Origin of the sequence: Pseudomonas entomophila, from assembly GCF_013523165.1 — a bacterium.
Taxonomy (GTDB): Bacteria; Pseudomonadota; Gammaproteobacteria; order Pseudomonadales; family Pseudomonadaceae; genus Aquipseudomonas; species Aquipseudomonas entomophila_A.
In genome coordinates this window covers 1-15,616 of sequence record NZ_JAAMQI010000012.1, presented here as the reverse complement: position 1 = coordinate 15,616, position 15,616 = coordinate 1, and the positions used below count along the sequence as shown (strand labels likewise).

General features: G+C 66.4%; 13 protein-coding genes. All 13 read right to left on the bottom strand.

The annotated features are described in order from the left end of the window. Positions 1-88: 88 nt before the first annotated feature. Entirely contained in the window at positions 89-1,027 is a 939-nt protein-coding gene (locus G7Z99_RS11455; protein ID WP_181093883.1) for an alpha/beta hydrolase, read from the bottom strand. Further along, positions 999-2,276 (bottom strand): flavohemoglobin expression-modulating QEGLA motif protein, encoded by a 1,278-nt coding sequence (locus G7Z99_RS11450; protein ID WP_181093881.1) that lies wholly within the window; start codon positions 2,274-2,276, stop codon positions 999-1,001. Before G7Z99_RS11450 ends, G7Z99_RS11455 begins: the two co-directional genes overlap by 29 nt. 23 nt (positions 2,277-2,299) lie before the next feature. Continuing rightward, positions 2,300-2,839, bottom strand: a complete 540-nt coding sequence (locus G7Z99_RS11445) for a hypothetical protein (protein ID WP_181093879.1) — start codon at positions 2,837-2,839, stop codon at positions 2,300-2,302. 569 nt (positions 2,840-3,408) lie between these two features. After that, the gene (gene lysS, locus G7Z99_RS11440) at positions 3,409-4,911 is read right to left on the bottom strand and encodes a lysine--tRNA ligase (RefSeq protein WP_181093877.1); all 1,503 of its coding nucleotides are present in this window, start codon (positions 4,909-4,911) and stop codon (positions 3,409-3,411) included. Between the two features lie 93 nt (positions 4,912-5,004). Further along, positions 5,005-6,100 (bottom strand): peptide chain release factor 2 gene (prfB, locus tag G7Z99_RS11435; protein WP_181093874.1). Its coding sequence is split into 2 segments (ribosomal slippage): positions 5,005-6,027 and positions 6,029-6,100, totalling 1,095 coding nucleotides; the frame shifts between segments, so codons are not numbered across the junction. 383 nt (positions 6,101-6,483) lie between these two features. Continuing rightward, positions 6,484-7,488: a response regulator gene (locus tag G7Z99_RS11430; RefSeq protein WP_181093872.1), complete on the bottom strand. Its 1,005-nt coding sequence runs from the start codon at positions 7,486-7,488 to the stop codon at positions 6,484-6,486. A 52-nt stretch (positions 7,489-7,540) separates the two neighbouring features. Next, entirely contained in the window at positions 7,541-8,554 is a 1,014-nt protein-coding gene (locus G7Z99_RS11425; protein ID WP_181093870.1) for a chemotaxis response regulator protein-glutamate methylesterase, read from the bottom strand. After that, positions 8,551-10,809: a hybrid sensor histidine kinase/response regulator gene (locus G7Z99_RS11420; RefSeq protein WP_181093868.1), complete on the bottom strand. Its 2,259-nt coding sequence runs from the start codon at positions 10,807-10,809 to the stop codon at positions 8,551-8,553. Before G7Z99_RS11420 ends, G7Z99_RS11425 begins: the two co-directional genes overlap by 4 nt. Continuing rightward, positions 10,806-11,480 carry a chemotaxis protein CheW gene (locus G7Z99_RS11415; protein WP_181093866.1) on the bottom strand — a complete coding sequence of 225 codons (675 nt, stop codon included), beginning with the start codon at positions 11,478-11,480 and terminating at the stop codon, positions 10,806-10,808. Before G7Z99_RS11415 ends, G7Z99_RS11420 begins: the two co-directional genes overlap by 4 nt. Then, a complete protein-coding gene (locus G7Z99_RS11410) occupies positions 11,477-12,727 on the bottom strand; it encodes a CheR family methyltransferase (RefSeq protein WP_181093864.1) in 1,251 nt (416 codons plus the stop codon). The genes G7Z99_RS11415 and G7Z99_RS11410 overlap by 4 nt, the downstream gene beginning before the upstream one ends. After that, on the bottom strand, positions 12,724-13,245 hold the full coding sequence (locus G7Z99_RS11405) for a chemotaxis protein CheW (protein WP_181093862.1): 522 nt from the start codon (positions 13,243-13,245) through the stop codon (positions 12,724-12,726). Before G7Z99_RS11405 ends, G7Z99_RS11410 begins: the two co-directional genes overlap by 4 nt. A 5-nt stretch (positions 13,246-13,250) precedes the next feature. Continuing rightward, the gene (locus G7Z99_RS11400) at positions 13,251-14,873 is read right to left on the bottom strand and encodes a methyl-accepting chemotaxis protein (RefSeq protein ID WP_181093860.1); all 1,623 of its coding nucleotides are present in this window, start codon (positions 14,871-14,873) and stop codon (positions 13,251-13,253) included. Between the two features lie 112 nt (positions 14,874-14,985). Further along, positions 14,986-15,616 (bottom strand): tellurite resistance TerB family protein (locus G7Z99_RS11395; protein ID WP_181093858.1); only part of this gene is annotated, 631 nt, incomplete at its 5' end.

Genomic DNA, 15,616 nt, shown 5'->3' with positions numbered 1-15,616 from the left:
GTCTGCAAGCTCCAACGCAGAACCGCGTTGTCTGCAAGTTTGCTGCCCACGATCAGCGTTCCTCACCCATCGCTCGACGCCCCCTGAATCAATCCCCTGCCCCTTTCGCCCCCTGCGGCTTTTCAGGGTAATTCGGCACCTCGCCCAATCGACGCAATCCATCGAATCGGGTCGGATCTTCGAGGAACCGTAGCATCACCTGCCGCCAGGTCGGGTCGGCGAACGTCTGCACATGAACACCTCGCGTCAGCTGGAAGACCCGAGGCGGTGGTGCCTGCTTGTACAGCGCCAGACCGTTTTCCAACGGCACCAAGGTGTCGTCGAGGCTATGGAAGAACAGCTTGGGCGGCCCTTGCAGACGGCCCATGGAACGGATCGGGCTATCGGCGTCAGGCACCGCCCAGGACAGCGGCACCTGCAGCGGCCAGCTCAGCCAGGAGGTGCTCAGGGCATACTGCCCCACCTGGCGGTAGCTGGCCGGCACGCTGTCGAGCACCAGTGCGGTGAAGCGTCGGGCCTGCTCAGGGTGCGCGGCGAGGTAATGAATGGCCAATGCACCGCCCAGGCTTTGCCCCAGCAGCACCAGCGGCTTGCCCTGCACCTCCGGCGCCTGCCCCAGCCAGTCCATGGCCGCCTGCAGGTCCTGGTACACCTCGGGCAGACGAGGCCGCCCTTCGGACAGCCCATACCCCCGATAGTCGATCATCAGCACCTGGTAGCCCTGCTCCGGCAGCCAGTAGCTGCCTCCCAGGTGCCAGGCCATGTTGCCGCCGTTACCATGCAAGTGCAGGACGGTCCCCTTGACCGGTACGCCAGCCTTGGCCGGTAGCCACCAGCCATGCAGGCGCGTACCGTCCTCGGCCGTCAGGGTCAGCTCGCGGAACGCCAGCTTCGCGTAGGCGGGGGTGAAGGGCTGCCCGGGTTCCGGGTAGAACAACAGGCTGCTGCACCCACCGAGCCCCACCAGCGTGAGCCCCAGCAGCCAGCGGCGGGCGCACCTAGAGAATGTTCGAGTAGTCGGCTTCAATGCGATCGAGGCTCAAATGGTTGAGGAAGTTGGAGAAGCACATCCAGGCCGACAGCGCGTTCAGGTCGCGGAACTGCTCGGGCAGGTAGCGTGGCGGCTCCACCAGCCCCTCGTCGACCAGCTGGCGCAGGGTACGCATGTCTTCCAGGGTGGTCTTGCCACAGAACAGCAAGGGGATCTGCTCCAGCTTGCCTTTGCGCACGGCGAGCTGGATATAGTTGTAGACCATGATGAAGCCCTTGAGGTAGGACAGGTCCTTGGTGAACGGCAGGCCGTCCGGCACCGACCCGCGGAACACACGGCTGGCATTGCCATAGCTGTCCGCCATCTCGAAGCCCTGGTCGCGGAAGAACTCGTACACCTGCATGAAGTCCGCGCCCTCCTCCACCATGTGGATGGCGCGTGTGCGGTTGGTCAGCTTGCGCAAACGGCTGGGGTAGGAGGCGAAGGCGATGACTTCCATGAGGATGGCCAGCCCTTCCTGGGTCACGGTCGACGACGGTGGGCCTTTGGACAGAAACGTGCAGATGGGCTGGCTCAAGCCGTTGAGGGTAGTACCGACATGCACCAGCCCTTCGTGCACTTCGAGCGCGCGAACGTCGCGCGTGTTGAACATGGCGTCGGCGCGCACCTTGATGTAGTCGGCACCGGCAGCGGCATCGGCGACGATGCCATCAGACTCGAACACACGGATGGTGCCTTCGGTCTCGCCGAACACCTTGTTCAGGCGTGCCTGCAGGATCTCCACGGCCTGGGTGGCCGTGAGGTTCTTCGGCTCGTCCTTCAGGTCACCGCGACCGTCGATGTTGTTCAGGTAGTCCGAGAGCATCAGGCCCAGGTCGGCGAGCGTCGGGTCGCCCGCGTGGAACGCATCGGAGGCGGCGCCGTACAGCTCCTGGGAAATCAGCCCGAAGTCTTCGGTGCCGCGTGCCTCGAGCATGCGCACCACCATGCGGTACTCGCGACACATCCGCCGCATGATCTGCCCGACCGGGCTGAACTGGCCGAGCCGACGGGTCACGTCACGCTCGATGCTCTGGAACTCGGCCTTGACCGCGCTGGCGTCGAACGACAACGGTCGCGACTGGTAGTAGGTCTTGTCGATCGCAGGCGGCTCACGGCCTTTGCCTTCGATGAAGCCCTGGCGAATGCTCTCGTCCCATTTCACTGCATCGAGTACGCGGATCGGTGTCTGCGCGGCCACGATGCGATCGGACAGCGCGCGTATGGTCTGTTGGTAGTCGTCCACCCTGTACTCCTTGGGTTGGGTCGTTAGCGAGCGACGCGCTGTAGCCGTGCGGCCTCGACGAACACGTCCGAATTGGCAGGGTCGTCGAGGTAGGCCATGACCCGCTCGGCCGGGCTGTCGATGTGGGCGCCGGGGACCTCGTCCTGGCCAACGGTGGTGGTGCGGCCGGACAGCTCCTGATGGGTGATCGCCTGGCGCAACAGCTCGACGTCCAGGGTGTAGATCACCAGCTGCCGGTTTTCGATCAATTCGAATCCACCGATCAGCGCCCCTCGGGCATCGGGCTGCACGCTCGAGGCGTACCAGCGCCTGCCATGGCGAGAAGCGGTGAAGGTATAGCTGTGGGCGGGCTTGCCGTGCAAGCGGACCTTCGCCCGGTAGACGTCGTTCGGGAGGGCGCTGATTACCAGGTCGACCGGTTCACCCCAGCCGTCCTTGCTGCTCCAGTGGCCCAGCAGCGCCTTGGGTGCGGGCTGAGTGCCCGGCAAGGGTTGCTCGAATGTCGCCAGGCAGCCGCCCAGCAGCAGGAAGGACAGGATCAACAGCTTGCGCCAGACGCTCATGAAGCACTCCTTGGAAGGTGCGGTGGCCGGTCTGGGCGTCTGAGCAGGAAAGGTCAGTGGCCGAGACCGCGAGCCTTTGCCTGGTACAGGTGCAGACGTGCAGCCTTGGCAGGTTTCGATCTTCTAGCTGAGCGGTCGGGGGGCGTCAACCTGAAAGAGGGTGGGTGTCGCGAGAAGCATCGAGCCTATGTGGATGAGCGCGCGTCTGCAGTGCTGATCTGACAGGGAGGAATGGCGGATTTCACGGGCCCTGTGGGCCCGATCGCGGCACGGGGGCCGCTCCCACACGGACCGCGATGGCCTGCCATGCCGCGGTGGGGCTACGGGTGTAGGAGCGGCCCCTGTGCCGCGATTGGGCCCGCCAGGGCCCACATCAGCACTTGGCAGAAACCATAGAATCTCCCACAGGGGATCGCGATAGTCTGCAACACTGCAACGCAGCTACGGATGGCGCGGCCCCTGCCGGGGCACCGGACCGGCCGCGGATCCAAGCCAGCTGCTTGCCCAGCGTTGATCGCGACGCTGACGCGTCAGAGCACGGCTGTGCCTTTGTAAGCCACAGCCGCCTTTTACGCCTGCGGGCGCATGTGCGGGAACAGGATCACGTCGCGAATCGACGGCGAGTTGGTCAGCAGCATCACCAGACGGTCGATGCCGATGCCCTCGCCGGCCGTTGGCGGCATGCCGTATTCCAGCGCGCGAACGAAGTCGGCGTCGTAGTGCATGGCTTCGTCGTCACCCGCGTCCTTCTCGGCCACCTGGGCCAGGAAGCGCTCGGCCTGGTCTTCGGCATCGTTGAGCTCGGAGTAGGCGTTGGCGATCTCGCGGCCACCGATGAACAGCTCGAAGCGATCGGTGACGTTCGGGTTCTCGTCGTTGCGACGGGCCAGCGGCGAGACCTCGAAGGGATACTCAGTGATGAAGTGCGGCTGCTCCAGCTTGTGCTCGACCAGCTCTTCGAAAATCATCACCTGCAGCTTGCCCAGGCCTTCGTGGCCCAACACCTTGGCCCCGGCCCGCTTGGCGATGTCGCGCGCGCGATCCACGTCCTGCAGGTCCGCTGCCGTGAGTTCGGGGTTGTACTTGAGGATCGAATCGAACACCGACAGGCGCACGAACGGCTCACCGAAGTGGAACACCTTGTCGCCGTAAGGCACGTCGGTGCTGCCCAGGACCAGCTGCGCCAGTTCGCGGAACAGTTCCTCGGTCAGGTCCATGTTGTCGCGGTAGTCGGCGTAGGCCTGGTAGAACTCGAGCATGGTGAACTCGGGGTTGTGCCGGGTCGAGACGCCTTCGTTGCGGAAGTTGCGGTTGATCTCGAAGACCTTCTCGAAGCCACCGACCACCAGGCGCTTGAGGTAGAGCTCCGGCGCGATGCGCAGGAACATCGCCATGTCCAGCGCGTTGTGGTGCGTCTCGAAGGGCTTGGCCGCCGCGCCGCCCGGAATGGTCTGCAGCATCGGCGTCTCGACTTCCAGGAAGTCGCGCTTGGCCAGGAAGCTGCGGATGTGCGAAATGACCTGCGAGCGCACGCGGAAGGTGTGACGCGTGTCCTCGTTGACCATCAGGTCGACGTAGCGCTGACGGTAGCGCTGTTCGGTGTCGGTCAGGCCATGGTGCTTGTCCGGCAGCGGGCGCAGCGACTTGGTCAGCAGGCGCACGTCGGTCATCTCGACGTACAGGTCGCCCTTGCCCGAACGGGCCAGGGTGCCTTCGGCGCTGATGATGTCGCCCAGGTCCCAGGTCTTGACCGCCGCCAGCGTTTCGGCCGGCAAGGTCTTGCGGTTGACGTAGACCTGAATGCGACCAGTCATGTCCTGGATGACCATGAAAGCGCCACGGTTGAGCATGATGCGGCCTGCCACCTTGACCGGAATCGCTGCGGCTTCCAGTTCTTCCTTGGTCTTGTCGACGTACTGCTGCTGCAGGTCGTTGCAGTAGCTGTCGCGGCGGAAGTCATTGGGGAAGGCCTGGCCCTTGGCACGCTCGGCGGCAAGCTTTTCCTTGCGCAGGGCGATCAGGGTGTTCTCTTCCTGTTGCAGGTCTTGCGATTCGGTCTTCAGGTCGCTCATGTCGTCATCGTTTCCATCAGGTATTCATTGCCCTCGCGGGTGAGGGATCGCGCTGGCAGGCGCGCCGACACGGGCCTGCCACGGACGGGAGGGTTACAGCCCCTGCTTGAGGCTGGCTTCCAGGTACTGGTCGATATCACCGTCCAGCACCTTGTTGCAGTCGCTGCGCTCGACGCCGGTACGCAGGTCCTTGATGCGCGAGTCGTCGAGCACGTAGGAACGGATCTGGTGGCCCCAGCCGATGTCCGACTTGCTGTCCTCCAGCGCCTGGGAGGCGGCGTTGCGCTTCTGCATCTCCAGCTCGTACAACTTGGCCCGCAGCATCTTCATGGCGGTGTCCTTGTTGGCGTGCTGGGAACGTTCGTTCTGGCAGGCCACGACCGTGTTGGTCGGCACGTGGGTGATCCGCACCGCCGAGTCGGTGGTGTTGACGTGCTGACCACCGGCCCCGGAGGAGCGGTAGGTGTCGATGCGCAGGTCGGACGGGTTGATCTCGATCTCGACCTTGTCGTCGATCTCGGGCGAGACGAACACCGCCGAGAACGACGTGTGGCGGCGCGCGCCGGAGTCGAACGGGCTCTTGCGCACCAGGCGGTGCACGCCGATCTCGGTGCGCAGCCAGCCGAAGGCGTACTCGCCCTTGATGTGCACGGTGGCGCCCTTGATGCCGGCGACTTCGCCTTCGGACAGTTCGATGATGGTGGCGTCGAAGCCCCGCTTGTCAGCCCAGCGCAGGTACATGCGCAGCAGGATGTTGGCCCAGTCCTGGGCCTCGGTGCCACCGGAGCCGGCCTGGATATCCAGGTAGGCGTTGTTCATGTCCATCTCGCCGCTGAACATGCGACGGAACTCGAGCTGGGCCAGGGATTCGTCCAGGGCCTGCAACTCGGTCTCGACGTCGCCCACGGTGCCTTCGTCGTCTTCCTCGACGGCCATGTCGAGCAGGTCCTTGCAGTCGGCCAGGCCGTTGGCCAGCTTGTCGAGGGTCTCGACCACCTGGGCCAGCATGGCGCGCTCGCGACCGAGGGCCTGGGCGTACTCGGGCTTGTTCCAGACGTTGGGGTCTTCCAGCTCGCGGTTGACTTCGGTCAGACGATCATGTTTGTGATCGTAGTCAAAGATACCCCCGAATGGACTGGGAGCGCTCGGTGAGGTCCTTGATGGTGTTCAGGATCGGTTGGATTTCCATGGTCGGCGGCTCTCGTCGGTAAACAGTGAAAAGCCGAGGAGTATACCTCAAGCCCCGCAGGGCGCGGCAACCGGGAAGCGATGAGACGCTGGGTGGTTCGCGGCGTGTGTCGAGCGACAAGCGAAAGCCGGTTGCTGGCGGGCAGGCGGCAAGCGTGAGCGTGCTCAGGCGCTGCACGCCCTGATCGCTGGCAAACCAGCTCCCATACATCTCGATTCCGCCCACGCACCAGCATGACGAGCGCCCTCCCGTGGGAGCGGGCTTGCCCGCGATTGGGCCGCGCTGCGGCCCTTCTCTGCCCTGCCGACATGGCGTCCTTCACTCGCGCCGCAGACCTGCTTTTACTTGCCGCCTGTCGCTTGCCACTCGCCCCTGCCCCAGACCTAGACGACACACACCTGATTACGCCCCGAAGCCTTGGCCTGGTACAACCCCTTGTCCGCCGCCAGAATCAATTGCCGGCACTGGGTACCGATGCTCGGGACCTGGGTGGCCAGGCCGATGCTCACGGTCAGGCACGCGTTGGCGTGGGGCGAAGTGTGCGCGATGTTCAGCGCCACGACGTTCTGCCGCAGTTTCTCGGCCACCAGCCGGGCGCCACCGGGGGACGTGTTGGGCAGCACCAGGGCGAACTCTTCACCGCCGTACCGCGCCGGCAAGTCGCTGGGCCGACCGCACGAGCCGCGAATGGCCGTCGCGACCTTGTGCAGAGCTTCATCGCCGGCCAGGTGCCCGAAGGTGTCGTTGAACGCCTTGAAGTAATCCACGTCGATCATCAGCAGCGACAATTGCTGCTGCTCGCGCATGGCGCGGCGCCACTCCAGCTCCAGATACTCGTCGAAATGCCGTCGGTTGGACAGCCCGGTCAGGCCGTCGGAGTTCATCAGCCGCTGCAGCACCAGGTTGGTGTCGAGCAACTGCTGCTGGCTGACCCGCAAGGCACGGTACGCCTCGTCGCGCTGCAGCAAGGTCAGGTAGGAGCGCGAGTGGTAGCGGATGCGCGCCACCAGTTCGATGGTGTCGGGCAGCTTGACCAGATAGTCGTTGGCCCCCGCGGCGAAGGCGGCGCTCTTGACCAGCGCGTCCTCCTTGCTCGACAGCACGATGATCGGGATGTCCTGCGTGGCCGGGCTGGCGCGGTACTCGCGCACCAGGCTCAAGCCGTCGAGCCCCGGCATGACCAGGTCCTGGAGAATGACCGTCGGCTTGAGCTCGATGGCCTGCTCCAGTGCCCGGCGCGGGTCGGCACAGAAATGGAAATCGATGTTGTCTTCGTGCGCCAGGCTGCGACGCACCGCTTCGCCGATCATGGCCTGGTCGTCGACCAGCAGGACCATCGCCGACTGTGCGTCGGTGTGCATCAAGCCCTCCAGCGAAAGTTCGCTCATCGAGTGATCACTCGGCGGGCAGCGAGAGCGGCAGGCGTGTCATTGCAGGTTTTCATGTTGGGAAACTGTCCGTCAAACGTTGAGCGATGCAGTCCAATGGACGAATCTCCACTGCCGCGTCGATGGCCGCAGCGGCCTTGGGCATGCCATACACTGCACTGCTGTGCTGGTCCTGGGCAATGGTCAGAAAGTCGCGTTGGCGCATGGCCTTCAACCCCTGGGCACCATCGCGCCCCATACCGGTGAGCAAGACGCCGACCGCGTCCCCGGTCCAGAACCGCGCGACGCTATCGAAGAACACATCGATGGAAGGACGATAGATCTCGTCCACTGGGTCGGCTGTATAAGCCAAATGGCCACTACTGAGCAAGCGAAGATGGTGATTGGTGCCGGCCAGCAGCACCTGACCCGGCTGAGGCGGTTCGCCTTCACGGGCCAGGCGGACCGGCAAGGTGGAGACGCTGTTCAGCCAGTCGGCCATGCCACCGGCGAAGACCTGATCGACGTGCTGCACCAGTACGATCGCGGCGGGAAAGTGTCTGGGCAGGGCCCGCAGGACGACCTCCAGTGCAGCAGGCCCGCCGGCGGACGAGCCGATGGCCACCAGCTTCTGCCGTTGCACGCTCGGCCGAGGCATCGCAGGCAGACTGCGCACCGCCTCGCTGCGCTGCTGGCCGATCAGCCAGCCGATGTTGAAGATCTTGCGCAGCAGGGGCGCCGCCGCCTCGCGTGGATCACCGGCGCCCAACGCCGGCGTGTCCACGACGTCCAGCGCACCGTGCCCCATCGCCTCGAACACCCGGTGCACGTTCTGCTTGCGGTCGACGGTGACGATGACGATGGCGCAGGGGGTGTCGGCCATGATCTGGCGCGTGGCCTCCACCCCGTCCATCACCGGCATGATCAGGTCCATCAGGATCAGGTCGGGTGTCTGCTCGGCGCAACGCCGGACGGCTTCGGCGCCGTTGCTGGCCACCCAGACCACCTGGTGCGCCGGTTCGAAGGCCAATGCGCGGCGCAGGGCTTCCAGCGCCATGGGCATATCGTTGACAAGAGCAATCTTCATCCTTGCGCCACTCCGATCAAGTCGACCACGGCATCCAGCAACGCATCGTCATGGAAACTGGCCTTGGCCAGATAATAGTCGGCGCCAGCGTCCAGACCACGCCGCCGGTCTTCTTCACGATCCTTGTAGGACACCACCATCACCGGCAGTGACTGCAACCGCTGGTCACGCCGCACCAACGTGACCAGTTCGATGCCGTCCATGCGCGGCATGTCGATGTCGGTAATCAGCAGGTCGTAGGCCTCGCCACGCAGGGCATTCCAGCCATCCATGCCGTCCACGGCCACGGCCACCTCGTAGCCTCGGTGCGTCAGCAGCTTGCGCTGCAGCTCGCGTACGGTCAGCGAGTCGTCCACCACCAGGATGCGCTTGCGCGGCAGGCCCGCGACCGTGCCGGCGCCAGGCTCGATGCGCTCCAGCCGCCCGGTGCCAAGCAGCTTGTCCACCGAGCGCAGCAGGTCCTCGACGTCCACGATCAGCACCACGCGACCATCGTCCAGCAGCGCGCCGGCCGAAATGTCCTGCACCTTGCCCAACCGAGGGTCGAGCGGCATCACCACCAGCACGCGCTCGCCCAGCAGGCGGTCGACCGCCACCCCGTACAGGCGCTCCTGCTCACGAACGATCACCACGGGCATGTCCTGGGCCTGCCCGGTGTCCCTGGGCCGGTCGAGCAGCTGACTGGCGGCGACCAGGCCGACCAGTTGCCCTTCGTACCAGAAATGCTGACGCCCTTCGGCCTGCACCACCGACGCGCTCGGCACCCGTACCGTGCGCTCGATGTGCGCCAGGGGGAATGCGTAGGCCTCGCCGCTGACCTCGACCACCAGGCTGCGCACCACCGACAGGGTCAGGGGTACTTCGAGGTGGAAGCGACAGCCCTGGCCGGCCACCTGGGTCAGGCGAATCGCCCCGTGCAGCTCGCGCACCATGTGCTGCACGGCGTCCAGCCCGACGCCACGCCCGGACACTTCGGTCACGGTGTCACGCAGGCTGAAGCCTGGCAGGAACAGAAAGCTGAGCAACTCCTCTTCGCTCATGTCGGCCACCGTCTCGGCCGGCGACAGGCCGCGCTGGACGATGCTGCGGCTCAGGGCATGCAGATCGACCCCGGCACCGTCGTCGCTCAGCTCGAGCACCAACAGGCCGGCCTGGTGCGAGGCGCGCAGACGAATCGTGCCCTGCTCGGGCTTGCCGGCCAGCGCTCGTTGCGCAGGCAGCTCGAGGCCATGGTCCACCGCGTTGCGCAACAGGTGGGTCAAGGGCGCGTCGAGCTTCTCCAGCACGTCGCGATCGACCTGGGTCTTGTCGCCCTCGATGTGCAGCCGGGCCTGTTTGCCCAGCGACCGTCCCAGGTCGCGCACCATGCGGCCCTGCCCGGTCAACACGTCGGCGATCGGCCGCATGCGACAGGCCAGTGCGGTGTCGTAGAGCGACTGCGCACGCTGGCCGGCCTGCCAGCCAAATTCGTCCAGCTCGGCGGCCTGTTGCTGCAGCACTTCACGGGTCTGCACGAGCAGGCGCTGGGTCTGCGCCAGCGCGTCGATCACCTCGACATCGTGGGTCTTGCCTTCGATCTGGGTGCGCAGATCGTCGAGTGCGCGCATGCCCTGGTCGTGCAGGCGCCTGAGCCGCTGCAGGGTAGTCAGCAATGGCTTGAGCCGCTGCGTCTCGACCAAGGCCTTGCTGGACAGGTCCAGCAGGCTGTCGAGCCGATCGGCGGTGACGCGCAGTACCCGTTCGGTGCCCTCCCCGGCCCGCCTGGAGGCTGGCGAGGCGACCGGTTCTGCGACGACCGGCAGGGGGCTCGGCGGTGCGGGCGGCGACTCGGGGGCAGGCGGCTCTGCCGTGCGCCCGGGGCTGGCGTGCGGGGTCAGCAGCGCAGCGACGCGGGCCAGGAAGCCCGGCACATCGTGAGGGGCCTGGGTATCGCTCGGCGTGGCGATGCGCATCAGCAGATCGGTGCCCTGCAGCAGCGCATCGATGTGTTCGGCGCGCAGGCGCAGTTGCCCCTGCTGGGCGGCGACCAGGCAGTCCTCCATGACGTGGGCGACCTGCACCCCGACGTCGAGGCCGACGATGCGTGCCGCCCCCTTGAGCGAGTGCGCCGCGCGCATGCATGCCTCGAGCTGATCGGCCTGGCGCGGGTCGCGCTCCAGCGACAGCAGGCCGAGGTTGAGCACCTGCGTCTGGGCCTCGGCCTCCAGGGCGAACAGTTCCAGCAGCGAGGCATCGCGCATCTGGTCGGGGGTCATGACAGGCTCCGGTTCACGGCGGCCACTACTTGCTGCTGGTCGAGCACGCGCACGGTGCGGTCGCGCCAGCGCACCAACGCGGTGGTGAACGGAGCGGCCTGCCCTTCGTTCGCCTGCGCGTCGTCCTCCAGCCGGTGGATGCCGTCGACTTCGTCCACGGGCAGCACCACCGGCCCCTGGGGGGTGGTGAGCGTCAGCATCCGGGGTACGCAGCGCCGGGCCATGGCAGGCGACGGTCCGGGGTCGATCTGCAACAGCGCAGCCAGCGACAGGCACGGCACCAGGGCACCCCGCACGTTGGCCACGCCCTGCAAGGCTTGTGAGCGTTGATGGGGCAACGAATGAATGGCCTGCATCGGTGCGATCTCCACCAGGCAGGCCGTGGCCAAGGCCAGCCACTCCTGCCCCAGGCGAAACAGCAAGAGCGGACGAGCGCTGGCAGATACTGGCGAGACCGGCACCGCCTGCTCGGCCTCGGCCTCCTGGCGAACCAGCGCATAGCGGTCGAGCAGGCGCGTCGCCGCCTCGGCATGCACCTCGCAGTTGCGGCAGTGCACGTACTCGGCCAGCCGCGCGCAGCTGCGGTCGCCTTGCACACCGATGCGGTTCCAGCAATCGTCGATGCGGTCAGCATCCTCGGCGATCAAGGGGATCCGTGGCGCGTCCATCATTCAACCTCCCCGCGTGCACGTGCCGCGCGCGCCAGCAGGCGTCGTGCGCCTGGCGCATCGCCACTGGCCGTCAGCAAGGCGGCCAGTTGCGCCAACGCCTCGGCATGCTGGGGCTCCAGGTACAGCGCCTTGCGGTATAGCTGCTGGGCCTGCGCGGTATCGCCGGCAGTATCACTGAGCAGGCCCAGCCAGTAGAACACCTGCGCGCGTGGTTCGAACTGTTGCAGGTAGCGCTGGCAGGTTCGGCGCGCTTCGTCGCTGTCCCCGGCGTTGGCCTGGGCACGAATCTGCGCCAGCATCTCGGCTTCGCCGTCGCGACGAACCGGCGCGGCGACCGGGGTCGATGCGGGCATCATCGGGCGCAACGGGCGAGACGGTGCAGGCATGGGCCGAGGCGCCGGTGGAGAAGAAAACGCTCGAGGCTGGCTCGTCGGCGCGCGGGGCGCCGGTGACGGCGCCTGGCGGACGTAGGCGAACGACTGCGGGACGCCCAGCGGGCGCATGCCCAGGCGCGCTAGCAGACTGCCCTCGGCCGGGCCGATGAACAGGACACCGTCCGCGTGCGTCATCAACGTCAGCACCTTGAAGGCGCGCTGCTGCGTCGGGGTGTCGAAATAGATCAGCAGGTTGCGACAGAACACGAAATCGTAATGCCCGGCGCGGGCTTCGAGCCGCGGGTCGAGCAGGTTGCCGGGGCACAGGTCGACCTGACGTCGGACCCGCTCATCGAGCCGGTGCCCCTCGGCATCGGCCTGGAAATAGCGGTCGCGAAACCCCAGGTCGGTGCCGCGAAAGGCATTGCGCCCATACACGCCACGCTCGGCCTTGGCGATCGAGTCCGGACTGATGTCCATGGCGTCGATCCTGAACGCGCTGCCCGGCACGCCGGCATCGAGCAGGGCCATGGCGATCGAATACGGCTCCTCGCCCGTGGAACAGGGCAGGCTCAGGAGGCGCAGGGGTCGGCTGTCGTGGAGCGCGGCCAGGCGTGCACGGGCCAGGGCCGCCAGCGCGTTGAACGACTCGGGGTAGCGGAAGAACCAGGTTTCCGGAACGATGACCGCTTCGATCAGTGCCTGCTGCTCCTGCGTCGAATGCTGCAGGCGGAGCCAGTAGGCGTCCAGACCGCTCAGCCCCAGCGCGTCGCAGCGCTGACGCAAGGCGCGTTGGACCATGGTTTCGCCGACCGAGGCGACATCCAGCCCGATCCGCTCGTGAAGGAAGTCGAAGAACCGCCGCTCGATCATGATGGTTTCGCCTCGATCGGCGCGGGGAACAGCACGGCACGCACATCGTCAGGCAACAACTGCGGGACCTCGATGCGCTGCAACAGGCCCTGCGCATCCTCGAGCACCGGCCCCAGGTAGCGCGCCTGGCCTGTGTCCAGCCCGTAGGGCTTGAACGCCTCGCGCGGGCGACGCACGGTGTCGGTGGCCCGCTCCAGCACCAGCCCCAATGGCTGGGGCGGCGCGACCGTGTCGGGCCGGTAATGCACCAGCACCAGGCGCGTGCTGGTGCGCCGTTGTGCCGGCCGGCCGACGCTGCGCACCGACAGGTCGAGGACCGGAACCAGCCGTCCGCGGTGAGCCAGGATGCCGACGACCCACTCCGGCGCTTCGGCGATCGGCTTGAGCGGGCGATAAGGCAGCACTTCGATCACGTCGCGCACGTCCAGGGCAAAGCGCTGCTCGCCCAGCGTGAACTGCAGGTACAGCGTGCCCTTGGCATGGGTCGAGGACGAAGGCGCGGACGTCGACAGGCTCACCGGGCTCACACCTTGAAGCGCGACACGCCGCCGCGCAATCCGACCGCGACCTGGCTCAGCTCATCGATCGCCGAACTGGCCTGGCGCAGCGATTCGACGGTCTGGGTACTGGCGTCGCTGAGCTGGGCCAGGGCCTGGTTGATCTGTTCGGCGCCGGTGGCCTGGGCCTGCATGCCGTCGTTGACCATCAGCACACGAGGGGCCAGGGCCTGGACCTGGTGGATGATCTGGGTCAGCTGCTCGCCCACTTGCTGCACTTCGAACATGCCCCGGCGTACTTCCTCGGAGAACTTGTCCATGCCCATCACCCCTGCCGACACCGCGGACTGGATCTCGCGCACCATCTGCTCGATGTCGTAGGTGGCCACGGCGGTCTGGTCGGCAAGGCGACGCACCTCGGTGGCGACCACGGCGAAGCCTCGGCCGTACTCGCCCGCTTTCTCGGCTTCGATGGCGGCGTTGAGCGACAGCAGGTTGGTCTGGTCGGCGACCTTGACGATGGTCACCACGACCTGGTTGATGTTGCCGGCCTTCTCGTTGAGGATCGCCAGCTTGGCGTTGACCAGGTCGGCGGCGCCCATCACCTGGTGCATGGTCTCTTCCATGCGCGCCAGCCCCTGCTGGCCGGAACCGGCGAGCACCGAAGCCTGGTCCGCCGCCGAGGTCACCTCGGTCATGGTGCGCACCAGGTCACGCGAGGTCGCCGCGATTTCCCGGGAGGTAGCGCCGATCTCGGTGGTGGTCGCGGCCGTCTCGGTGGCAGTCGCCTGCTGTTCGCGCGAGGTGGCGGCGATCTCGGTGACCGAGGTGGTGACCTGTACCGACGAGCGCTGGGCCTGGGAAACCAGGGTCGCGAGCGATTCGGCCATGTCGTTGAAGCCGGTCTGCACGGCGTCGAACTCATCCTTGCGGTCCAGGTTCAGGCGCATGCTCAGGTCGCCGGAGCGCAGGCGGTCGAGGGCTTCGACCATGGCGCGCATGGGCGTGGTGATGGCGCGCAGCAGGAGCAAGCCACACACCCCGGCGGCGATGATCGCCAGCGCCAGGGACACGATCATGCTGCCCTTGGCCGTGGCCACGGCGACGACGATCGCATCGCTGGCCTGGTCGGCGGCCTCGCGGTTGCGCTCGATGACCGTGTTGAGGTGCTTGCGCCCCTCCATCCAGACCGGCGTCAATTGCTCGGTGATCAACCGTTCGGCCTCGACATAGTTACGCTGCCGGTAGGCCGCCAGCACCTGGCCGATCAACGTCAGGTAGTCCTGTTGCAGCTTGACGAAGACGTCGAAGCTGGCCTGGTCGTCCGGGGTGCGGATGGTGCCCTGGTAGCTGGCCATGTGTTGCTGGAGGCGGTCCTCGAAGTTCTTGTAGAGCTCCAGGTCCGTCGAATTGATCTCGCGATGGCCGCTGAGGCCGACCAGCTGTTGGCTGGTGACGTAGCTGTCGACCCACGCGCTGCGGATCATCGAACTGTAGTAGACGCCCGGGATGCTGTCCGAGCCGACGGCTTCTTCGCTGGCTTCGATGGCCACCAGCCTGGAATAGGCCGCCACGATCATCAGCAGCATGATGGCGATGATCACGGCAAAGCTTGCCAGGATGCGGTGGCGCAGTGTCCAGTTCTTCACGGTCAGCCCTCAGCGATACAACGAGCGGAAAAATCGCCGAAGTATAGCGCACGCGTCTCATGCGTTGCGGCTGATCTGGTAACGAACGGGGGCGTCCTTGCCCAGGGCGACGTCAGGGCTGTGGGGTGGCCTCTGCAGCTGCCTTGGCCTGGTCTTCGAGCGCCTGGCGCAGGGCTGGCTCCAGCTTCAGCTGGCGAGCCAGCTCATCGAGGTAGGCGCGCTCCATGAAGCTTTCCTGATCGACCACCATGACGCTGGCCAGGTACATCTCGGCGGCCATCTCCGGTGTCTGCGCAGCACGCGCGACCTCGGCCGGGTCCAGGGGGCGCTCGAGCTGCTGGCGCAGCCAGTGTTTCATCTCTGGATCGTTGTCCAGCTTGACGAACTCACCTTCGATGGCGGCGCGCTCCTGCTCATCCACATGCCCGTCGGCCTTGGCCGCGGCCACCAGGGCCGTGAGAATGGCCTGGCTGTGCTGCTCGGCCTGATCGGCCGGCAGACGGTCGATGGTCTGCGGCTCGGCAGCACTGGCCTGGCCCTGCTGTGCCTGCCAGTTGCCCAACGCCTTGTAGGCCAGCACGCCCAGGGCAGCCAGGCCACCATAGGTGAGCGCCTTGCCACCATACTTGCGGGCCTTCTTGCTGCCCATCAGCACGCCCAGGGCACTGGCGGCCATGGCGCCGCCCCCGGCCCCTGACAGCAGGCCACCCAGCCCGCCCGACTGACCTTTGGCGCCTCCGAGC

Coding starts and splice junctions, on each gene's coding strand:
- G7Z99_RS11410 (WP_181093864.1), bottom strand. CDS start 12,727: ATGATCGAGCGGCGGTTCTTCGACTTCCTTCACGAGCGGATCGGGCTG.
- G7Z99_RS11425 (WP_181093870.1), bottom strand. CDS start 8,554: ATGAAGATTGCTCTTGTCAACGATATGCCCATGGCGCTGGAAGCCCTG.
- G7Z99_RS11420 (WP_181093868.1), bottom strand. CDS start 10,809: ATGACCCCCGACCAGATGCGCGATGCCTCGCTGCTGGAACTGTTCGCC.
- G7Z99_RS11430 (WP_181093872.1), bottom strand. CDS start 7,488: ATGAGCGAACTTTCGCTGGAGGGCTTGATGCACACCGACGCACAGTCG.
- G7Z99_RS11445 (WP_181093879.1), bottom strand. CDS start 2,839: ATGAGCGTCTGGCGCAAGCTGTTGATCCTGTCCTTCCTGCTGCTGGGC.
- lysS (WP_181093877.1), bottom strand. CDS start 4,911: ATGAGCGACCTGAAGACCGAATCGCAAGACCTGCAACAGGAAGAGAAC.
- G7Z99_RS11415 (WP_181093866.1), bottom strand. CDS start 11,480: ATGATGGACGCGCCACGGATCCCCTTGATCGCCGAGGATGCTGACCGC.